The 20,187-nt window shown below is 72.2% G+C and carries 16 protein-coding genes; 9 read left to right on the top strand and 7 right to left on the bottom strand.

Annotated features, from left to right (window positions below; genetic code table 11):
• The first annotated feature begins 33 nt into the window (after window positions 1-33).
• Genes GGD89_RS10455 through larB form a run of 5 tightly spaced genes read left to right on the top strand, consistent with a single transcriptional unit; the run spans window position 34 to window position 5,321 of the window.
• A complete protein-coding gene (locus GGD89_RS10455; protein WP_184044953.1) occupies window positions 34-1,182 on the top strand; it encodes a glycerate kinase in 1,149 nt (382 codons plus the stop codon).
• A gap of 26 nt (window positions 1,183-1,208) precedes the next feature.
• The gene (locus tag GGD89_RS10450; protein WP_184044951.1) at window positions 1,209-2,495 is read left to right on the top strand and encodes a nickel-dependent lactate racemase family protein; all 1,287 of its coding nucleotides are present in this window, start codon (window positions 1,209-1,211) and stop codon (window positions 2,493-2,495) included.
• Window positions 2,492-3,817 (top strand): nickel pincer cofactor biosynthesis protein LarC, encoded by a 1,326-nt coding sequence (gene larC / locus GGD89_RS10445; RefSeq protein WP_184044949.1) that lies wholly within the window; start codon window positions 2,492-2,494, stop codon window positions 3,815-3,817. Before GGD89_RS10450 ends, larC begins: the two co-directional genes overlap by 4 nt.
• Complete coding sequence (larE, locus tag GGD89_RS10440) at window positions 3,814-4,635, top strand: ATP-dependent sacrificial sulfur transferase LarE (RefSeq protein WP_184044947.1); 822 nt, start codon at window positions 3,814-3,816, stop codon at window positions 4,633-4,635. Before larC ends, larE begins: the two co-directional genes overlap by 4 nt.
• A complete protein-coding gene (gene larB, locus GGD89_RS10435; RefSeq protein ID WP_184044945.1) occupies window positions 4,632-5,321 on the top strand; it encodes a nickel pincer cofactor biosynthesis protein LarB in 690 nt (229 codons plus the stop codon). Before larE ends, larB begins: the two co-directional genes overlap by 4 nt.
• On the opposite strand, the gene GGD89_RS10430 is transcribed toward larB, so the two are convergent.
• Together GGD89_RS10430 and GGD89_RS10425 are read right to left on the bottom strand one after the other, a co-directional pair.
• Window positions 5,318-5,839 (bottom strand): prolyl-tRNA synthetase associated domain-containing protein, encoded by a 522-nt coding sequence (locus GGD89_RS10430; protein WP_184044943.1) that lies wholly within the window; start codon window positions 5,837-5,839, stop codon window positions 5,318-5,320. The two genes, larB and GGD89_RS10430, sit on opposite strands and share 4 nt — an antisense overlap.
• 16 nt (window positions 5,840-5,855) lie before the next feature.
• Window positions 5,856-8,099 (bottom strand): heavy metal translocating P-type ATPase, encoded by a 2,244-nt coding sequence (locus tag GGD89_RS10425; protein WP_184044941.1) that lies wholly within the window; start codon window positions 8,097-8,099, stop codon window positions 5,856-5,858.
• 393 nt (window positions 8,100-8,492) lie between these two features.
• Between GGD89_RS10425 and GGD89_RS10420 the strand changes: the two genes are divergently transcribed.
• From GGD89_RS10420 to GGD89_RS10405, 4 genes are all read left to right on the top strand, one after another.
• Window positions 8,493-8,753, top strand: coding sequence for a BufA1 family periplasmic bufferin-type metallophore (locus GGD89_RS10420; protein ID WP_184044939.1), 261 nt, complete (start codon window positions 8,493-8,495; stop codon window positions 8,751-8,753).
• Window positions 8,754-8,854: 101 nt separating this feature from the next.
• The gene (bufB, locus tag GGD89_RS10415) at window positions 8,855-9,802 is read left to right on the top strand and encodes an MNIO family bufferin maturase (protein ID WP_184044937.1); all 948 of its coding nucleotides are present in this window, start codon (window positions 8,855-8,857) and stop codon (window positions 9,800-9,802) included.
• Window positions 9,799-10,653, top strand: coding sequence for an HvfC/BufC N-terminal domain-containing protein (locus GGD89_RS10410; RefSeq protein ID WP_184044935.1), 855 nt, complete (start codon window positions 9,799-9,801; stop codon window positions 10,651-10,653). Before bufB ends, GGD89_RS10410 begins: the two co-directional genes overlap by 4 nt.
• Complete coding sequence (locus GGD89_RS10405) at window positions 10,653-11,141, top strand: DoxX family protein (RefSeq protein ID WP_184044933.1); 489 nt, start codon at window positions 10,653-10,655, stop codon at window positions 11,139-11,141. Before GGD89_RS10410 ends, GGD89_RS10405 begins: the two co-directional genes overlap by 1 nt.
• A gap of 392 nt (window positions 11,142-11,533) precedes the next feature.
• On the opposite strand, the gene GGD89_RS10400 is transcribed toward GGD89_RS10405, so the two are convergent.
• The 5 genes from GGD89_RS10400 to mutS all read right to left on the bottom strand — a co-directional run bounded on the left by GGD89_RS10400 (window position 11,534) and on the right by mutS (window position 20,011).
• Window positions 11,534-12,001, bottom strand: a complete 468-nt coding sequence (locus tag GGD89_RS10400; RefSeq protein WP_184044931.1) for an Hsp20 family protein — start codon at window positions 11,999-12,001, stop codon at window positions 11,534-11,536.
• A gap of 235 nt (window positions 12,002-12,236) precedes the next feature.
• Window positions 12,237-15,020, bottom strand: coding sequence for a sensor domain-containing diguanylate cyclase (locus tag GGD89_RS10395; protein WP_184044929.1), 2,784 nt, complete (start codon window positions 15,018-15,020; stop codon window positions 12,237-12,239).
• A gap of 840 nt (window positions 15,021-15,860) precedes the next feature.
• Window positions 15,861-16,346, bottom strand: coding sequence for a cyclic pyranopterin monophosphate synthase MoaC (gene moaC, locus GGD89_RS10390; RefSeq protein ID WP_184044927.1), 486 nt, complete (start codon window positions 16,344-16,346; stop codon window positions 15,861-15,863).
• 197 nt (window positions 16,347-16,543) lie between these two features.
• Window positions 16,544-17,113 (bottom strand): GNAT family N-acetyltransferase, encoded by a 570-nt coding sequence (locus GGD89_RS10385; protein WP_221238414.1) that lies wholly within the window; start codon window positions 17,111-17,113, stop codon window positions 16,544-16,546.
• Between the two features lie 132 nt (window positions 17,114-17,245).
• Window positions 17,246-20,011, bottom strand: coding sequence for a DNA mismatch repair protein MutS (mutS, locus tag GGD89_RS10380; protein WP_425503031.1), 2,766 nt, complete (start codon window positions 20,009-20,011; stop codon window positions 17,246-17,248).
• Window positions 20,012-20,187 lie beyond the last annotated feature (176 nt).

The following is a 20,187-nucleotide window of genomic DNA, read 5'->3' as shown; positions in this document are numbered from 1 at the left end:
GACAACGCGGACATCATGGATGAAGGTGGTCTCATGAAAGTGATCCTGGCTCCCAACGCCCTCAAGGAAAGCCTGAGCGCCGCGCAGGCGGCGGCGGCCATGGCCGAGGGCGTGCGCCGGGCGATGCCCACGGCCGAGACCGTCGCCCTGCCCATCGCCGACGGCGGCGACGGGCTGGCGGAGGTGGCGCGCGAGGCCATGGGGGGGCGCCTGGAGACCGTGACCGTGCCCGGCCCGCTGGGCGATCCGGTCCAGGCCGCCTACTGCCTGGTGCCCGACCGCCGGCTGGCGGTGGTGGAGATGGCCGCCGCCAGCGGTCTCGCCCTGGTGCCGCCGGACCGGCGCGACCCCATGCGCACCTCGACGCGAGGCACCGGGGCGCTGATCGCCGCCGCGCTGGACCACGACATCGCCCATCTGGTGGTCGGCATCGGCGGCAGCGCGACCAACGAGGGCGGTATCGGCATGGCCAGCGCCCTCGGGGTTCGCTTCCTGGACGCCGCCGGTCACCCGGTCGCGCCGGTGGGCGCCAGCCTGTCGAGCATCCACGCGGTGGATGTCTCGGAACTCGACCCGCGCCTGCGGGACCTGCGGATCGAGGTGGTCTGCGACGTGGACAACCCCCTGCTGGGACCCACGGGGGCGTCGGCGATCTACGGACCGCAAAAGGGCGCCGACGCGGCCACGGTCAAGACGCTCGACGCCGGCCTCGCCCATCTGGCGGATGTCGTCGCCCGCGACCTGGGGGTGGACGTGCGCGACGAACCAGGCGCCGGCGCGGCCGGTGGCCTGGGCGCGGGCCTGCGGTGCTTCCTGGGGGCGACGCTGAAGCCCGGGGCGGAGCTTGTCCTGGATCTGGTCGGGTTCGACGCCGCGCTGGAGGGGGCCGGTCTGGTGCTGACCGCCGAGGGCCGCGTCGATGGCTCCACCGCCCACGCCAAGGCCCCGGCCGCCGCCGCCCGGCGGGCGCGGGCGCGGGGCATCCCCTGCCTCTGTCTGGCGGGCAGCCGGGCCGAGGACCTGTCGGCCGTGCACGCCGCCGGCATCGACGCCGTGTTCCCTATCGTCGCCGGTCCGACCACGCTGGACGACGCCATGGCCCAGGCCGGCCCGCTCATGGCGAACACGGTGGACCAGCTCCTGCGCGCCCTGGCCATCGCGCCGCGCGCCGGCATCGGCTGAGCGCGTCCGTCATCGGAGGGTTTCTTATGCGTGTCGACCTGCTGTACGGCAAGGGAACCCTGCCGCTGGACCTGCCCGACGCCTGGGACGTGACGGTGATCGAGAAGGCGGCCATGCCCACGCTGTCCGATCCGGCCGGCGCGGTGACCGAGGCCCTGGCCCGGCCCATCGGCGCGCCCCCCCTGGCGGACAGCGCCGTCGGCGCGAAGACCGCCTGTATCCTGATTTGCGACGTGACCCGGCCGGTGCCCAACGGCCTGCTGCTGCCGCCGCTGGTGCGGACGCTGCTGGACGCGGGCGTTCCGGCCGAGGGCATCACGGTGTTGATCGCCACCGGGCTGCATCGCCCCAACCTGGGCGAGGAGCGGGTCGAGGTGGTGGGCGACCGCTGGGTCCTGGACACCGTGCGGGTGGAAAACCACGATGCCCTGGACGACGACGCCCACGTCGACCTGGGGCCGACCGCCACCGGCACGCCGGTGCGCCTGGACCGCCGTTTCGTCGAGGCCGACATCCGCATCGCCACCGGGCTGGTGGAACCGCACTTCATGGCCGGCTGGTCGGGGGGGCGCAAGGTGATCGCCCCGGGCGTGGCCCACAAGGACACCATCACCACCTTCCACAACCACCGCTTCATGTCGCATCCCCGCGCCGTCAACTGCGTGCTCGACGGGAACCCCCTGCACCGGGAGCAACTGGCCATCGTCGAGAAGGTGGGCGGCGCCCTGGCGCTCAACGTGGTCATCGACGACCGGCGCCGGCCCTGCGCCGTCACCTATGGCGAGATCGTCGCAAGCCACCTGGCGGCGGTGGATTTCGTGCGCGACTATGCCACCGTGCCGGTGCCCCGGCGCTTCCGCACCGTGGTGACCTCGGCGGCGGGCTATCCGCTGGACAAGACCTACTACCAGACCGTCAAGGGCATGGTCGGGCCGCTGGATATCCTCGAGAACGGCGGCGACCTGATCATCGCCTCGGAGTGCAGCGAGGGCATGGGCTCGCCGGCCTATGTGGAGGCCCAGCGGCGGCTGCTGTCCAAGGGGGTCGACGGCTTTCTGGAGGACATCGCCCGTAAGGACTTCGCGGACATCGACGAATGGCAGACGCAGATGCAGACCCGCACCATGCGCCGGGGCAGGATTCACCTGCACGCGCCGGCGTTGAGGGACGGCCTCGCCCTGACGGGGGTGGCGCGCGCCCCCGACCTGGCCGCCGCCGTGCGCGCCAGCGTGGCCCGAAGCGGCGATCGTGCCGTCGCGGTGGTGCCCGAGGGGCCCTACGTCATCCCGGTGCTGGCGGAGGACGCCGCATGAGGCCGGGCACGGTGCATATCCACGTCGATCCCGTGGGGGGCGTGGCCGGCGACATGCTGATCGCCGCGTTGCTGGATGCCTTTCCCCGGCACGAGGCGGCGGTGCGCGGGGCCGTGGCCGCCTGCGGCCTGCCGGAGGGCTGGTCCCTGCGGATCGAGCCGCACGACGACGGATGCCTGACCGGGCGGCGATTCCAGGTGCGCGGGCCGCATGACGCGCATCACCATGGGCATGCCCACGGTCACGGTCACGATCATGATCACCATCACCACCATGGCCATGACCACCACCATCATCATCATCACGACGCCCCCGCGCACGACCACGCCACCGGACGGTGGCGCGACCTGCGCGCGCGCCTGGCCGCCGCGCCGCTGGCACCGGGCGTCCGAGACCGGGCGCTGGCGATCTTCGGCGATCTGGCGGCGGCCGAGGGGCGCGTGCACGGCAAGGCGCCCGACGACGTGACCTTCCACGAGGTGGCGGACTGGGACTCCGTGGCCGACGTGGTCGGCGCGGCGGCGCTGATCGAGGCCATCGGTCCGGCCACCTGGTCCACCGCGCCCCTGCCGCTGGGGTGCGGACTGGTGGAGACCGCCCATGGATCGCTACCGGTCCCGGCGCCGGCCACGGCGCTGCTGCTGGCGGGGCTGCCGGTGATCGATGACGGCATCGGCGGCGAGCGCGTGACGCCCACGGGGGCCGCCCTGCTGCGCCACCTGAAGCCGGCGCTGGCGCGCCCGGCAGACCCCCATGCCATCGCCGCCGTCGGCATGGGCTTCGGCACCCGCCGCCTGCCGGGGCGTAGCAACGTCCTGCGCGTTCTGGTGCTGGAGGCCGTCGCCGCGTCCTCGGCCGAGGGCCTGGGCGCCGGGGGTTTGGGCACCGACAGGGTGGCGGTGCTGACCTTCGAGGTGGACGACCAGACCCCCGAGGATCTGGCCGCCGGGCTGGCGCACCTGCGCGGCGCCGCGGGCGTGCTGGATGTCCTGCAAGCCCCCGTGTTCGCCAAGAAGGGCCGCATGGCCACGCAGGTCCAGGTTCTGTGCCGGCCGGAGCGGGCCGACGCGGTCGCCGCCGCCTGCCTGGAGGAAACCACCACCCTTGGCGTGCGCCACCAGAGTGTGTCGCGGAGTATTCTGCCGCGCCGGCTGTGCCAGACCCCGGCCGGACCGGTCAAGGTGGCCACGCGCCCGGGCGGCCGCCGCACGGCCAAGCTGGAGGCCGACGCGCAAACCGCGATCCCGGGGGCGGCCCCTCGCGCCCGACACCGCCACGCGGCCGTCGTGGACGCCCTCGCCCTGCCGGAGGACCCGGAATGACGCACCCCAGGTCCCTCGTCCCCACCGTTCCGGCGGGGCTCGCCGTCGCGCTGGCCGAGGAATCCCCCTATGCCGTGGCGGTCAGCGGCGGCGTGGACAGCCTGACGCTGGCGGCGGCCGTCGGCGCGCTGGGGGCCGACCTGTTGTGCGTCCACGCCACCTCGCCCGCCGTGCCCGCCGAGGCGACCGCCCGCACCCGCCTGCTGGCCTCGGCGCGGGGTTGGCCGCTGCGGGTCGTGGATGCCGGCGAGTTCGCCGATCCCCGCTATCGCGCCAACGGCCTGGACCGCTGCTATCACTGCAAGAGCCACCTGTACGACGCCGTGGCCCGGGTCGCGCCGGGCCGGGTCATCCTGTCGGGCACCAACCGCGACGACCTGTGCGACGTGCGCCCCGGCCTGCGGGCCGCCGGCGAACGCGGCGTGCGCCATCCCTTCGTCGAGGCCGGACTGGACAAGGCCGCCGTGCGCGCGCTGGCGGCGGCCCTGGGGCTGGGGGCGGTGGCGACGCTGCCGGCGGCGCCCTGCCTGTCCAGCCGCGTCGAGATCGGCTTGCGGGTAGACGCCGCCGACCTGGCCCTGGCACACACCATCGAGCGGATGGTGCGCGCGCGACTCACACCGCGCACCGTGCGCTGCCGGGTCCGGCGGACGGGTTTGGTGGTGGAACTCGACACCGCGACCCTGGATGCCCTCGACGCCGATGCCCGCCGGGCGCTGATCGCGGCCGTGAGGATGCGCGCGCCCGGCCGGCCGGTGGCGCTGGCCCCCTACATCATGGGCGGCGCCGTCCTGACACGGCAGATGGCGGCCGAATGACGCCCACGGTGCGCTTCGACGCCGACCGGGCGCGGCGGATCGGCCTGCCCGAGGCGGTGTTCTGCGCCGGCAAGACCGCCGAACAGATCGCCATCGCCGCCGAGGCGGGACGCACCGCCCATGGGCGGTGCCTGCTCACCCGCCTGGACACCGCGATGCTGGCGGCGCTGCCGTCCGGCCTGCGAACCGCGCTGGACCATGACCCGCTGTCGCGCACGGCGGTCCTCGGGGACTGGCCGGCCGTGCGCGACGAAGGTTCGGTCGCCGTGGTCACGGGCGGGACCGCCGACCTGCCCGTTGCCGGCGAGGTCGCGCGCACCCTGCGCTTCGCCGGTTGCGCGGCGACAGTGTTCGCCGACGTGGGCGTGGCGGGCCTCTGGCGGCTGCTGGAGATCCAGGAGCGGTTGGCGGCCTTTCCGGTCGTGATCCTGGTCGCCGGCATGGAGGGGGCGTTGTTCACCGTCGCCGGGGGATTGCTGCCGGGTTTGCTGATCGCGGTGCCGACCGCCGTGGGCTATGGAATCGCCACTGGCGGACACACCGCCCTGAACGCCGCCCTGGCGAGTTGCGCGCCCGGCCTGCTGGTAACCAACATCGACAACGGCTATGGCGCCGCCTGCGCCGCGCTTCGGGCGCTGGCCCTGCCAGCCGACGCCGGGCGGGAGTCACCAGCCCCGCAGACCTAACCGGGCGGCGCGGCCAGATCCACCACATGCACGACATGCCCAAGGCTGTCGAGGAAGCGGCGCAGGTCGGCGGTGCGAATCGCGGTCGTCGCCGTGTTCACCAGCGGATGATAGTTGGCCACCTCGGCGGCCATCATCTCGGCGTCCAGAACCACGGTCACGCGCCGGTCGCGGTCGTTGATCAGCGCCAGGGGCGTGACCGAGCCGGGCTCCACCCCCAGCACCTCCATAAGCAGGTCGGCCTTGCCGAACGACAGCCGCTTGGCGCCCACCGCCGGTCCCAGGCGCCGGTGCAGGCGATTGACGTCCAGCACCCGGTCATGGGGGCAGACCACCAGGACCACGGCCCCCTTGGCATCCTTCAGGAACAGGTTCTTGCAGTGCACCCCGGGAAGGAGGGTGTAGGTCGCGCGCGCCTCCCCCACCGTCCGCACGGGCGGGTGAGTCGTCGTTGTGGTGGCGATGCCCAGCCGCTCCAGGTGGGCGAACAGGGGCGCGCAGGCGTCGGGCAGAGACATGACCCCGGACCTCGGATCAGGAGAGGCGGGCCGCACGAGACCGCCGAAGCAGCAAGGAACTGGTGACCACGCTGACGCTCGACAGCGCCATGGCCGCCCCGGCGATGGCCGGCGTCAGCAGTCCCAGCGCGGCGGCCGGCACGGCCGCCACGTTGTAGACGAAGGCCCAGAGCAGGTTCAACCGAATGCGGTCATAGGTCGCGCGCGACAGGCCCAGCGCCACCGGCAGCAACGTCGGGTCGCCGCGCATCAGGGTGATCCCGGCGGTATGCATGGCCACGTCGGTGCCCGTGCCCATGGCCACGCCCACGTCGGCGACGGCCAGGGCCGGCGCGTCGTTCAGACCGTCGCCCACCATGGCCACCACCCGACCCTCGGCGCGCAGGCCGTCGATCACGCGCGCCTTGTCCTCGGGCAGAACCTCGGCGTGCACGTCCTCCATGCCCAGGCGCACGGCCACCGAGCGGGCCACGGCCCAGGAGTCGCCGGTCAGCAGCACGCTCCGCATGCCCAGATCCTTCAGCCGCGCCACCGCGTCGGCGGCGCCGGCCCTGACGGGATCGGACAGAGCCAAAAGCCCCATCACCGGCCCGTCGGGGTCGGCCACCCAGACCACGGTGTGGCCACTCCGCTCCAGGACGGCCGCGCGGCGATCGATGGGATCGCCGTCGCGCGCCCGTCCGGTCTCCAGCATCAGCCGGCGCGAGCCGATCAGCAGCAGGCGGCCGTCCACCATGGCCACCAGCCCCCGACCCGGCCGGGCCTGAAACTCCGACACCGGATGCAGCGGCAGGTCGCCCGCGGCGGCGGCCGCCAGCAACGCCCGGGCCAGCACGTGTTCGCTGCCCTGCTGGGCACTGGCGACCAGACTCACCAGGCGGTCCGCGTCGAGATCCGGGTCCAGCACGATCACCTCGTCGAGCGCCGGCCGCCCCTCGGTCAGCGTGCCGGTCTTGTCGAACACCACGGTATCGGTGTGGTGCGCCCGCTCCAGCGCGGCGGCATCCTTGATGAGCACGCCCCGCCGCGCCGCGAGCCCGGTGCCTACCATGATCGCCGTCGGCGTCGCCAGTCCCAGGGCGCAGGGACAGGCGACCACCAGCACCGACACGGCGGCGACAAAGCCGGCCTCGGCATCCCCGGCCAGGCCCCACCACAGCGCGAACGTCAGCGCGGACACGGCGACGATGATGGGCACGAACACGGCCGCCACCCGGTCGACCAGCCGCTGCACCGGCGCCTTGCTGGCCTGGGCGTCCTCCACCAGGCGGATGATCCGGGTCAAGGTGCCCTCTCCGCCCGGACTGGTGGCCCGCACGCGCAACAGACCGTCGCCGTTGATGGCGCCGCCCAGGACCGCGTCGCCGGGACCGCGCGCCACGGGCAGGCTCTCGCCGGTCACCAGGCTTTCGTCGATCTGGCTGTCGCCGTCGACGATCTCGCCGTCGACGGGCATCCGTTCCCCGGGGCGCACCAGCACCAGCGTGCCCACGCCGACCCGGGACAGGGCAATCTCCTCGGTCGTGCCGTCCTCCCGCTCCACTCGGGCCACGTCGGGACGCAGCCTCATCAGGCCACGGATGGCCGCCGCCGCCGAGCCCCTGGCCCGACCCTCCAGCACCTTACCCAACAACACCAGGGTAATGACCACGGCCGCGCCCTCGAAGTAGAGCCCCTGGTCGGCCTGGCCCTGAAGCACGCGCCCGGCGCTGAACAGGTAGGCGGCCCAGGTCCCCAGGGCGACCAGAACGTCCATGGTGCCGGCGCCGGCGCGCAGGCTCTTCCAGGCCCCGACCACGAAGCGGCGACCGGCGATCACCTGCACCGGCGTGGCCAGCGCCAGCGCCAGCCAGGGGGACAGGGACCACGGCAGGCCGGCCCACATGGCGACCATCTCGGCCAGCAACGGCAGCGTGAACACGAGGGCCACCGCCATGTCTATGCCGTCGCGGCGGTCGCCCCACCACGGAGCGTCCGGGCGGTCGGCGGTGCCGGACTCGGGGACGCATTCGCGGGCATCGAACCCGGCCTTGCGCACCGCAGCGATCAGGTCGTCCGGGGTGGCCGTGTCCTCCTCCAGTTCGATCCGCGCGCGCGCGGTCGCCAGGTTGACGCGCGCCGTATGCACGCCGGACGGCCGCGCGAGCACGCGCTCCACCCGGCCGGAGCAGGCCGCGCAGGTCATGCCGAGGATGTCGAGGTCAATGACTCTCGTGGGCGCCCCCTCGGGTGGACTCACATCGGGAGACCTGGGATCCATGACCTCTCCTGGCGATGACAAGGGCCTTCGGGGCGTCGCCGGACGTGCCCCGCCCGGCCCCCGCCTGAGAACACATCCTGCATAAACACATGGGGCAATCCGGCGCCCCCGTCCAGCACATCCCCGTGCACGCCGGCCACGGTCTCCCACCCCACGGGGTCCGAGTCCAGGTCGTCCCCTCCCCCCGACCATACCCGACGGTTATGGAATGCATGGCCGAACGGCATTTTATCCGACTCTTTTTCTCAGACATAGTGGGTTGCAACGGGGATGCGCATCAAGCCTCGTCGCCGGTCATCGTCACCGGGGCGCCCCGTCGCCACCCTGGAAAGGTCCAGTCCGGATCCCAACCCCTATCCGTCACGATTCCCATCGGTCCAGGAGACACGCCCCATGAAGAGCACCGAGACCCTGACCATCGCCGCCGCCGCCCTGGCCGCCGCCGTCGCCCTGTCCGCGCCGACCGGCGCCGCCGCCGCCGACATGGAAAAGTGCTACGGCGTCGCCAAGGCCGGCCATAACGACTGCGCCACCGCAAGCTCGTCCTGTGCCGGCACCTCCAAGACCGACGGTCAGGGCGACGCCTTCGTCGCCGTGCTCGCCGGCACCTGCGACAAGCTGGTGAACGGCAGCACCGAACCCCACTCCGGCTAACGCGCCACCGGACGGCCCGGCGGGGCGTGGACCCGGACCCTGGGTCCCGCCCCTCCGGTGCCTGACGGGACACAACGCCCCGACCGCCGGACGTCATCGCCATGACCCATCTTCCCGCCCGCGCGCAGGCCGTCGCCGCCGCCCGCCCCGAGGGCACGCCGCCGTCCGACGCACTCCCCGCCCGCGCCGTCGGTGTCGGCCTGAAACCCGCGCACATGGCCGACCTGCGGGCGGACCCGGGTCCGGTGTCCTGGGTGGAGGTGCACGCGGAGAACGCCATGCAGGCCGGCGGCCCGCGCCGGCATGCGCTGGAGGCCGTGCGTCGCGACCATCCCCTGTCGATTCACGGGGTGGGTCTGTCCCTGGGTGGCGCCGAGGGCCTGGACCGCGCCCATCTGGCACGGCTGCGTCGGGTGGTGGATCGCTACCAGCCCGCCCTGGTTTCCGAACACCTGGCGTGGTGCGCCAGCGGCGGCACCTTTCTCAACGACCTGCTGCCGCTGCCCTACACCGACGAGGCGCTGGACCTGGTCACGCGACACGTGGACCAGACCCAGGAGGCCCTCGGCCGGCCGATCCTGGTGGAGAACCCGTCGCGATACCTGGCCTTCGACCCCGGCCGGCCGGGAGACGATCGCGAGGAGCCCGAATTCCTGACCGCCCTGGTCAGACGCACCGGGTGCGGCCTGCTGCTGGACGTCAACAACATCGTCGTCAGCGCCGGCAATCTGGGTTTCGATCCGCTGGCCTACCTGGACGGCGCGCCGCTGGACGCGGTGGGCGAGATCCATGTCGCCGGGCACGCGGTCCGCCGCATCGACGGCGTGGACATCCGCATCGACGATCATGGCTCGCCGGCGCCCGAGGCGGTGCTGGCCCTGTACGTCGAGACCCTGCGCCGCACCGGGCCGCGCCCGACCCTGCTGGAGCGCGACACCAACGTGCCGCCCTGGGCGGCGCTGGCGGCCGAGGCCGGGCGCCTGGACGACCTGTTGCAGGCGGCGGCCGACCACCCCCAGCCGATGCCCACGCCGGAGACCCGTCGATGAGCGCGCCGGGTGCCGCGCCATCCCTCGCCGTCCGGCAGGCCGCGATCCGCGACGTGGTGCTGGGGTCCGATGACCCCGCCGTCGCGGCCGCGGCGGGCATTGCCGGCCACGGCCTGACCCCGGCGCAGCGGCTCGCCATCCACCGCAACACCACGCACATCACCCTGATCGAGGCGTTGGGCGAAAACCTGCCCGTGGTCAAGACACTGGTGGGCGAGGCGTTTTTCGCCCAGGCGGCGCGCGCCTTCCTGCGGGGGCATCCGCCCACCTCGCCGATCCTGGCCTACTGGGGCGAGGGCTTCGCCGATTTCCTGGCCACCTACGCGCCCGCCGCCAGCCTGCCCTATCTCCCGGACGTGGCACGCCTGGAACAGGCCCGGCTGAGCGCGCTGGATGCCGCCGACGCGACGCCCCTGCCCCCCGACGCCCTGGCGCGCGTGCCCGCGCCCCTGCTGCCCCTGTGCCGGTGCGCCGTGCATCCGGCGTTTCGCTTCGTGGTGTCGGCCTGGCCCGTGGACCGCATCTGGGCCATGCATCAGCCGGACTGGCCCGCCGACGACACGGTATCGCTGGACGACGGGGGCGCCACGGTGCTAATCGGGCGTCCCCACGAAACCCTCTTGATGGTTCGCGCGGATCACGGCACGCTTTCGTTGCTGCTTGCCCTGGGCATGGGCCAGACGCTGGAAACGGCCATCCAGGCGGCCACCCGCACCGACGTGGCCTTCGACCTCACCCGGGCGTTGACCCGTGTCCTGTCGCTTGGGCTGCTGACCGAGGTTCTGCCCCCCGGTGACCACGACGGGGAGGCCCCCCGTCCCCCCGCGTCCCGTTCGGAGGATCGCCCCTGATGACCACCGAAACGACCCACAACGACCGTCCGTCGTCCACGAGCGGCGCCGGGGGGCCGTTGGGCTGGATCACCGGCCCGTTGACCTGCGTGCCCCTGTGGGTGGTGGCCCTGTTCGCCCGCGTGGGACTCGCCGGGGTCTTTTTCCGCTCCGGACAGAGCAAGGTGGCCGGGTGGGAGATCACCCCCGCCACCTACTTCCTGTTCCAGGAGGAATACAAGGTGCCGCTGCTGCCGCCGGATCTGGCGGCGCAGACCGCGACGCTGGCCGAGCACGTGTTTCCGGTGCTGCTGGTGCTGGGGCTGGCGACCCGCCTGTCGGCGCTGGGGCTGCTGGGGATGACGGTCGTCATCCAGATCTTCGTCTATCCGAACAGCTGGCCCGACCACGCCCTGTGGGCGACGGCCGCGTTGCTGCTGGTGTTGCGCGGCGCCGGTCCGGTGTCGCTGGACCACCTGCTGGGCCGACAGTTGGCGCGGCGGGGATAGGCCCCCGCCCCCACCCGACTCCGTGGGCCGTGGTCGGCGCGGCCACACGGACGGGGCGGGTCCCCATCCGTCGGGACCCGCCCCTCGGTTCGCGTATCATACCAACGGTCATTGAGAATGACCGTTGCAGTCCGTGGCCGGCCCGCTCCCCCTCCCGGCCACCCCCCACTTTTCCTTGGGGCAGTATACTTGGGGTGGCCGGGAGGGGGAACGGGCCGGTGCCGCCCTGGCACCGCTTCGCGGTGCCAAGATCTGGAACATCCGGGCGCCTGCAAGGCGCCCGGGGGCGGATGAGTCACACTCATCCGCCACTGGTATCAGATGCCCTGACGCGTCAGGGCGGCGCCGACGGTCGCCGGCCTCGCCCCGACCCGGTCAAAAACCGGCGTGCGTCAGGCGGCCACGGTCTCGGAATGCTCCAGGGCGCTGGCGCCGGTCGCTCCGGCGATGGCGATCTTGCGCGGCTTCTTCTCTTCCGGCACGACGCGCTCCAGGTTCACATGCAGCAGGCCGTTTTCCAGGCTGGCGCCCTGCACCTTGATGTGGTCGGCCAGTTCGAACTTGCGCTCGAAGGCCCGGCCGGCGATGCCCCGGTGCAGAATCTGGGCGGCGGGCTGTTCGCGCTCCATGCGGCCGGAGATCACCAGCGTGGAGTCATGCAAGGTGACGTCCAGGTCCTCGGGCGCGAAACCGGCCACGGCCATGGTGATGCGATAGCCGTCGTCCGACACCTTCTCGATGTTGTAGGGCGGATAGGCGGTGGCCTGGTCATCCAGGCGGCTGGCGGCATCCATGAGCCGGCTGACGTTGTCGAAGCCGATGGCGAAACGATGCAGCGGGCTGAGGTCGAAGGTACGCATGGTCAAAGTCCTCCTTGAGAAGCGACTTCAGGTCGATCGGGGCGCATCCGCTGGATCGCGCCCCCGCGTGGACCGGACCACCGGGACGGGGCCGTCACGGGTGTCGTGACGCGGCCCCCCGGGTCCGGGGAGACGTCCGATCCCCGTTCGGGCAACCGGACGACGACGATGTGGGTTGGCGGCGGACCGCTCGCAACAAAAAAAATGCGTCGCGGGTCCCTACTGTCAACGGGCCCTAATCCCCGCACACGCGGTTGCGGCCGGTCGCCTTGGCGGCATAAAGGGCGGCGTCGGCGCGGGCGATCCAGTCGGCGACGGACTCGCCCGACAGATAGGCCGCCACCCCCTGGCTGAGGGTGATCGTTCCGGCATCGCGAAACGGCTCGTGGGCTACCGCGCCGCGCAGCGTCTCGGCCAGTTGGCGCGCGCCCGGCGCGTCGGTGCCCGGCAGCACGATCAGGAACTCCTCGCCGCCCCACCGGGCCAGCACGTCGGTCTCGCGGATGCGGCCGGACAGGCGGGCCACCACCTCGCACAGGACCCGATCGCCGGTCAGGTGACCGAAGTGGTCGTTGACGGCCTTGAAGTGATCCAGGTCGACGAGGATCAGCGACAAAGGCGTCCGCAGGCGTTCAGCGCGGCGAATTTCCTGGTCCAGCACCCGATCGGCCACCTGACGGTTGTAGGCGCCGGTCAGGGGATCGTGGGTGGCCTTGTGCTCCAGTTCGTCCATCAGCGCGCGCTGCCGGGTCACGTCGGTGATCATGGTCAGCAGGTAGCGATGGCTGCCACTGGAGATCATGCGCCCGGAGACCTGCCCCACCACGAGGTGGCCGTCGCGGCCGATGACGCTCACCTCGCAGGGCTGACCCTCACCGGCGTCGAGAATGGCCTTGATCAGTTCTCCACGCGCCTCGGCGTCCTTGACGAAGCCCAGCGCCACGGTGGTCTGGCCGATCACCTCCGCCTCCGACAGACCCAGCGTGGCCAGGAAGGCATGGTTGGCATCGACCACCCGGCCGGTGTCGGGTTCGGTGATCAGCATCAACGTGGCGTTGTCGCGGAACGTGGTCTCGAACATCTGTCGCGACAGGGCGAGGTCGGAGATGTCCCGGCTGGTGCTGAAGACGGCGGGCCGGTCGTCCCAGGTGCCGTGCACCACCGTCGTTTCCACGGGGACGTAATCGCCGTCGCGGGTCAGAAGCGGTAACGTGCTGCTTTTGGTGGCGCCAGCCACCAGATCCCGGGTGCAGCGGATCGCGTCGGCGCGCAGGGGCCTCGGATGCAGGGTGAAGACCGGCTGGCCGACGAGCACCTGCTCGCTCCAGCCCAGCCGCGTCTCCAGGGTGCGATTGACGGCGACGATGCTCCCGTCCTCGTCGAACACGGTCAGGAAGTCGCGCGACGAATCGAAGAAGGCATGCAGGTTGGCCAGGCTCCGCGCCACCGACGCCTCGGCGGCCCGTTGCTCGGTGACATCCCGTCCGACCTCCACCACCCCCCGCAGGTGACCGCGATCATCGAAGACGGGATGGGCCTGGAGGGACCAGACCCGGCCGTCCGGCGTGCTTCGCGTGCACTCCGCCGGGGATTGGGTGTCGAAGCTTTCCAGAACCGGACACTCCGGGCAGGGGGCGTCCCTGTCCGACCAGTGATGATAACACGAGGTCCCGATCAGCGTCGCGGTGTCGGCCCCCACACTTTCGGCGGACGCCCGGTTGCACCAGTGAATCCGCAGGTCCGAGGACTCGTAGAAGACAACGGATTCGGTCACGCTTCCGAGTATCAAGGCCTTTTCCCGTTCGCTCGCCCGCAACGCCGCCTCGACCCGGGTGCGCTCCGTGACGTCATGGATGATGCAGAACAGCATCGCGCGGCCGTCGAGATCCAGGGGCGTCGCATTGACCTCCACATCATGGATCGTGCCATCGGCAAGACGGTGCCGGGCCTGAAACAGGCTGCGCCGGCGTCGTCGCGCCTGCTGGCACAGATCCCACACCGCCGGCTCCGACAGCACGTTGATGTCCTGGATGGACATGGTGCCCAGGGTGGCGGCATCGTATCCATAATAGTTCATGGCCGCCTCGTTCGCCTTCAGGATGCGGCCATCATCCGGATCGATCAGCAGCATGACGGCGGAGGACGCGTCGAACAGCCCCTGATACAGGGATCGGGCGCGGCGCATCTCCTCGTCCCGGCGCACCCGGTCGGTGACCTCGCCCAGGGTCAGGATCAGGGCGTCGATCATCCCGGCCGCGTCGCGCACCGGCTGCACGGACACGTCCCAATAGGTGATATCCCCGGTGGACCGGCCGCCGGGCCACAACGGATGCGCGCAGTCGGTGACGGTCTGGCCCGTGTCCAGCACCTGTTGAAGCAGCGGGCGCAGGTCGAACCCCGGAAGCCGCGCGTCACAGGCGCGCCCCGCGAAGTCCTCCGGACGACCGCCCCCGATGCGGGCAAACGCGTCATTGACCCGCAGCACCGCAAAGGCACGATCCAGATAGGCGACCGCGACCGTCCCCTGGTTGAAGAAGCGATCAATAAGATCGTCGTTCCCATGCAGGCGCCGTTCGGTCCCTGCGGGCGCCGAGATGTCGCGCATCACCGTGATCACGCCGGCCGGACGACCCTCCACCATCATCGGGTCGGTACGGATGCTGACCCACGTCAGGCCACCACCGACGGCCGTCAGCGGCAGATCGCGGGTCATACCCCGGCCGGTGTCCAGGACGACGCGATCGTCCCGGGTCACCTGGTCGGCCATGTCGTCCGGGAACAGATCCCAGGCTCCCTTGCCGAGGATCGCCTCGGCGGGGCGCCCCACGGCCCGGCACAGGGCCTGGTTCACGAACCGGAAGCGCAGGTCCGCGTCCTTGATCGCCATCGCGTCGCCAGCGGCGTTCAGGGCGACCCCCAGGATTGTCTCCGACACCGCGTCCCGGGCCGTCACGGGGGGACCGGCATGGCCGGACGGCTCGTGATGGTCTCGATGACGGGCTCCGTTTCGATCAGACATGGACCGGATCCTCGGCCACACGACTCATGCATCCCTTGCCTTTCGCGTCCCCGGCCGCGCGGATCGACACCCGGGCCGGAGGACATCCCGTCTGTGCCCACGGGGCGTGATGGGGCGTGGCGGCGGCCCCGAGGGTCACCGGATCCGGGCCTCGCAGGCCGGGCCTTCGGGGACCCGGCCTCGGTGCGGCGCGGGCCCGGGCATGCAGGCGGCACGACATCGGTCGCGCCGGGGCCGCGCATCCAGGCTGGAACCACGGATCGCGCCGGCCGGACAGCGGCGGTCCCCTTTCGGCCTCCGCGCGTCACGCGGGTCTGGACGACCGGCCGGCGCCTGGTATCCGTCCGGTCTATCCCCCTGGCTCCGGCGACCACACGAGGGTGAGGGTCGGGTGATGCGCACGGCGCTCCATCATGGACCAGCCCGAAACAAGGGGATCGGCCTTCTATCCGTCTTGTCCCGCGTCAGTGTTTCGTCATCGCCCTATGTCATCGTACTGTAACTCAAGGCTGACACGGCGTCATCTCGTCGTCCGGCTATCTCCCGGCGTCAAAAGATACGGCGCAAGTTATATGACCCCGCGTTTCAAACGACACCGTCCGGGATGGACTCAACTTCCCGGACCGTCCGTTGTGCACAAAAAAGCGCGCACGAATTGTCACGCGGATCATGAAGCGTGCGTGACGAAGCAACCGCTACCGCCGGTCATGACGGACCGCCCGCGGCCGTCGCGCGCGAACCACCGCACCGGAACGAAGCGTGCACGGACGCGGAAAAAGCAGACGGACGATGACATCCGTGGAGACATCGCCCGTCGCGCGAAACCGCCGAGGGATGGCGTCACTCGTCCCCACCGCCGACATCGAAGGGGCCGGACCGCCCGCCGGCCTTGTGGACCAGGTGGATGTCGGTGATGCGCATGCCCCGGTCCACGGCCTTGCACATGTCGTAGACCGTCAGCGCGGCCACGGACACGGCGGTCAGGGCCTCCATCTCCACCCCGGTGCGGCCCGTGACCCGGCAGGTGGCGGTGATGGCCACGGCCGCCGCCGCCTCGTCCACCGCCAGATCCACCGTGACCTTGGTCAACGCCAGGGGGTGGCACAGCGGGATCAGGTCGGCGGTGCGCTTGGCCCCCATGATGCCGGCCAACTGGGCCACCGACAGCACGTCCCCCTTGCCCAGGCCCCGGTCGCGGATCAGCGCCACGGTTTCCGGGGCGGCGGTCACGCGCCCCCGGGCGACGGCGACACGCGCCGTCTCCGCCTTGTCGGAGACGTCGACCATCACGGCGTTGCCCTGGTCGTCGAAGTGGGTCAGGGCCATGGCGGGCTATCCTGTCGCAAGGAAGGGACCGGGCGGATCCAGGCCACGGTAGGGACGCACCGCCGCCCGGTCAACGCGGCCGGGCCGGAACGTCCGTGGCTGCTGACGAACGGCACCGCCTCCGCCCTCCTGGCCGACCGGCCGCCGGGCCCGCCTGGAAGGGCCGCTGGACTGGGGGCCGACGCCCGAGGCCGGCTTCAGCCCGGAGACCCGCGCCCTGGCCGGTGTTCTGGGGTATCGCTGAGCGGGCCGGGGCGTTCGAAGCGCTGCTCGCGCACGCCGCCGCCCCACTGGTCCACGGCGGACGTGGAGACGAGCGTGAAGCCGACGCTTTCGTAAAGATGGCGGGCGGCGTCCAGACCGGCGAAGGTGGTCAGGTAGCTCCGCGCCACGCCCCGCCGGTCGCAGAACGCGACCGCCTGGTCCAGAAGACGGCGGCCGAGGCCGGTGCCCCGGCAGGCGTCGCCGATGATGAACCAGCGCAGATGGGCGGCCTCGGTACCCGAAACGGCGCCGTCCACCGAGATCGACCCGAGCACCCGGCCGTCCCCGTCGCGAGCCACCAGGAACAGGTCGCGGGCGGGCTCCAGGCGTTCCAGGAAGGCCGCCATCTCGCCGGCCACCTTGGCCTCGAACGGCAGCCCGAAGCCCCATCGCGGCCCGTAGTAGTCCATGTGCAGCCCGATCACGGCCGCCAGCGCGCCGGGGACATACCCCTCGGCGACGACAAGGCCATCGGGCCGGGCTGGGGGCGTCGGGCGGGCCATGGCGTCCTCTCGTGCGCGTCCGTGCGGACGGTGGGCGCGATCTCGCGTGTCCGCCGCCGGGCACGCCCCGGCGGTCCGCCCGGTGTAGCCAACCCGTCCGGCGGTGACAAGGGGCGCCCCCGGGCCCCCACCCTATCCCACCGCCAGTCCCTTCAACCGGTACAGCGCCTCCAGCGCCGCGCGCGGCGTCAGGTCGTCGGGATCGATCGCCGCCAGCGCAGCCTCGACGGGGGAGGGGCCAGGGGGCGCCGCCGCCGCCTCGGAGTCCGATGGCGGCGTCTGGCCCGGCGCCTTGGCGGCGGCGAACAGCGGCAGGTCGTCGGCCAGCGCCTGGGCGGAGACGCTCCCGGCCTCGCCGCCGGCCTCCAGCCGCTCCAGCACCGCCTGCGCGCGACCGATCACCGCCTCCGGCAGCCCGGCCAGACGCGCCACGTGGATCCCGTAGGAGCGATCCGCCACCCCCGGCGCCACCTCGTGCAGGAACACGATCTCGTCCCGCCACTCGCGCACCCGCATGGTGTGGCAGGCCAGCCGCTCCAGCCGCCCGGCGAGCGCCGTCAGTTCGTGGTAGTGGGTGGCGAACAGCGCGCGACAGCCGTTGACGCCGTGCAGATGCTCCAGGGTGGCCCAGGCGATGGACAGGCCGTCGTAGGTGGCGGTGCCGCGCCCGATCTCGTCCAGGATCACCAGCGAGCGGTCGGTCGCCTGATTGAGGATGACCGCCGTCTCCACCATCTCCACCATGAAGGTGGAGCGCCCGCGCGCCAGGTCGTCGGCGGCGCCGACGCGGCTGAACAGGCGATCGACGATGCCCACATGGGCCGACTCGGCGGGCACGAAGCCGCCCATCTGCGCGAGAAGCACGATCAGCGCATTCTGCCGCAGGAAGGTGGACTTGCCGGCCATGTTGGGACCGGTGACCAGCCACAGGCGCCGCTCCGGCCCCAGGTCGCAGGCGTTGCCGACAAAGGCGCCCCCGCCCCCCGAGGCCGTCCCGGCCTCCAGCGCCGCCTCGACCACCGGGTGGCGTCCGCCGCCGACGGCGAAGGCGGTGGAGTCGTCCACCCGGGGCCGCGTGAACCGCCGCGCCACCGCCAGATCCGCCAGGCCGGCCAGCACGTCCAGCGTCGCCAGCGCCCGCGCCGCGAGCGCGATGGGGTCGGCCCGGGCCGTCACCTCGGCCACCAGGTCGGCGAACAGGTGCAGTTCCAGCGCGAGGGCCCGGTCGCCGGCCCCCCGCATGCTGCGTTCCAGCTCCGACAGCTCGACGGTGGTGAAGCGCGCGGCGTTGGCCATGGTCTGGCGATGGATGTAGCCGCTGTCCGGCGCCATCAGCCGGTCGGCGTGGCGGGACGGCACCTCCACGTAGTAGCCGATCACGTTGTTGTGACGGATCTTGAGGGCGCCGATCCCGGTCTCCTCGGCCAGCCGGGCTTGCAGGGTGGCGATCAGACGCCGGCTTTCGTCGCGCAACGCCCGCGCCTCGTCCAGGCCCGGGTGATAGCCCGGGGCGATGAAGCCACCGTCGCGAGCGAGAAAGGGCGGTTCGGCCGTCAGGGCGCGGTGCAGGCGGTCCGCCAGGGTGTCGTGCACGCCCAGGTCGCGCGCCTGCTCCGCCAGCAGCCCCGGCATCCCGCCCCCGTCGAGGCTGGCCCCCAGCCCCTCGCCCAGCCCCGTCCGCAGCCCGGGGATCTGCGCGAGCGCGTCGCGCAGCATGGCCAGGTCCCGCGGTCCCCCCCGTCCCAGCGCCAGCCGCGACAACGCGCGCTCCACGTCCGGCACCTGGCGCAGCCCCGCGCGCAGGCGGTCGCGCGCCGCCGCGCCCTCCACCAGGGCCTCGACGGCATCCAGCCGCGCGGTGATGGCCACCGGGTCGGTCAGAGGCGCCGACAGCCAGCGTTCCAGCAGCCGCGCCCCGGCGCCGGTGACGGTACGGTCGATCACCGCCAGCAGCGAGCCCTTGCGCTCGCCGGTCAGGGTGCGGGTCAGTTCCAGGTTGCGGCGGGTGGCGGCGTCGATCTCCAGGTGGGCGCCCTCGGCCAGCCGGCGGGGCGGATCCAGGCGCGGCAGCCGGCCCTTCTGGGTAGACTCCACGTAGTCCACCAGCGCCCCGGCGGCGGCCAGTTCGGCGCGGCCGAAGGCCCCGAAGGCATCCAGCGCCGCCACACCGAAGGCCGCCTTCAGACGCGCCTCGCCGGCAACGGACTGGAAGCGCGCGGCCGGCAGCGGCGACAACACCGCCTTCCAGTCACCCCACAGCTCGAACAGGTCCGGACGCTCGATCAGCCGGTCGGCCAGCAGGATTTCCCCCGGCGCCACCTCCGCCAGGGCCGCGCCCAGGCGCCGCGCGTCCACCGGCCGCACGGCGAAGGCGCCGGTGGAGATTTCCACCCAGGCCAGGGCCAAGGCGCCGCCCGCCTCGGCCACGCAGGCCAGGTGGTTGTGAGCGCGCGGGTCGAGCAAGCCGTCCTCGGTGATGGTGCCCGGGGTGACCACGCGGATCACGTCGCGCCGCACCACCGCCTTGGCGCCGCGCTTCCTGGCCTCGGCCGGGTCCTCCATCTGCTCGCAGATGGCCACCTTGCGGCCGGTGCGGATCAGCTTGGACAGATAGGCTTCGTGGGAATGGACCGGCACCCCGCACATGGGGATGTCGTCGCCCAAGTGCTTGCCCCGCTTGGTCAGCGCGATATCCAGGATCTCGGCGGCGGCGGCGGCGTCGTCGAAGAACAACTCGTAGAAATCGCCCATCCGGTAGAACAGCAGGCAATCGGGATGGGCCGCCTTGATCTCCAGGAACTGGGCCATCATGGGGGTCACGCCGGCGGCATCGCCCGACGCGGGAGGCGGCGCGGCGGCGGCGGGCGTGTCAGCGGTGGAAGCGGCGATCTCGGCCATGACCCTTGGGCGCGACGGGAGGGAACGGAGCCGCCCACTCTAGCCATCCCGGCCCCGAGGGCAAGCTGGCCGGACAAACGCCAGCAGTTCTCAGGATGGGGTTGGAGTGTGTCGCAACCGGGTCTGGTGATTGAAGGGACAGGTGAGGAGGGGCGGGCTCAGGGTGGTTGCGGTGG

The sequence above is a fragment of the Roseospira visakhapatnamensis genome (genome assembly GCF_014197915.1).
GTDB classification, from domain to species: Bacteria; Pseudomonadota; Alphaproteobacteria; order Rhodospirillales; family Rhodospirillaceae; genus Rhodospira; species Rhodospira visakhapatnamensis.
This window is presented reverse-complemented; position numbering and strand designations above follow the sequence as displayed.

Excerpts from the sequence above, each read along its gene's own strand:
- GGD89_RS10455 (WP_184044953.1), top strand. The coding sequence starts at position 34 with ATGAAAGTGATCCTGGCTCCCAACGCCCTCAAGGAAAGCCTGAGCGCC.
- GGD89_RS10450 (WP_184044951.1), top strand. The coding sequence starts at position 1,209 with ATGCGTGTCGACCTGCTGTACGGCAAGGGAACCCTGCCGCTGGACCTG.
- larC (WP_184044949.1), top strand. The coding sequence starts at position 2,492 with ATGAGGCCGGGCACGGTGCATATCCACGTCGATCCCGTGGGGGGCGTG.
- larE (WP_184044947.1), top strand. The coding sequence starts at position 3,814 with ATGACGCACCCCAGGTCCCTCGTCCCCACCGTTCCGGCGGGGCTCGCC.
- larB (WP_184044945.1), top strand. The coding sequence starts at position 4,632 with ATGACGCCCACGGTGCGCTTCGACGCCGACCGGGCGCGGCGGATCGGC.
- GGD89_RS10430 (WP_184044943.1), bottom strand. The coding sequence starts at position 5,839 with ATGTCTCTGCCCGACGCCTGCGCGCCCCTGTTCGCCCACCTGGAGCGG.
- GGD89_RS10425 (WP_184044941.1), bottom strand. The coding sequence starts at position 8,099 with ATGGATCCCAGGTCTCCCGATGTGAGTCCACCCGAGGGGGCGCCCACG.
- GGD89_RS10420 (WP_184044939.1), top strand. The coding sequence starts at position 8,493 with ATGAAGAGCACCGAGACCCTGACCATCGCCGCCGCCGCCCTGGCCGCC.
- bufB (WP_184044937.1), top strand. The coding sequence starts at position 8,855 with ATGACCCATCTTCCCGCCCGCGCGCAGGCCGTCGCCGCCGCCCGCCCC.
- GGD89_RS10410 (WP_184044935.1), top strand. The coding sequence starts at position 9,799 with ATGAGCGCGCCGGGTGCCGCGCCATCCCTCGCCGTCCGGCAGGCCGCG.
- GGD89_RS10405 (WP_184044933.1), top strand. The coding sequence starts at position 10,653 with ATGACCACCGAAACGACCCACAACGACCGTCCGTCGTCCACGAGCGGC.
- GGD89_RS10400 (WP_184044931.1), bottom strand. The coding sequence starts at position 12,001 with ATGCGTACCTTCGACCTCAGCCCGCTGCATCGTTTCGCCATCGGCTTC.
- GGD89_RS10395 (WP_184044929.1), bottom strand. The coding sequence starts at position 15,020 with ATGTCTGATCGAAACGGAGCCCGTCATCGAGACCATCACGAGCCGTCC.
- moaC (WP_184044927.1), bottom strand. The coding sequence starts at position 16,346 with ATGGCCCTGACCCACTTCGACGACCAGGGCAACGCCGTGATGGTCGAC.
- GGD89_RS10385 (WP_221238414.1), bottom strand. The coding sequence starts at position 17,113 with ATGGCCCGCCCGACGCCCCCAGCCCGGCCCGATGGCCTTGTCGTCGCC.
- mutS (WP_425503031.1), bottom strand. The coding sequence starts at position 20,011 with ATGGCCGAGATCGCCGCTTCCACCGCTGACACGCCCGCCGCCGCCGCG.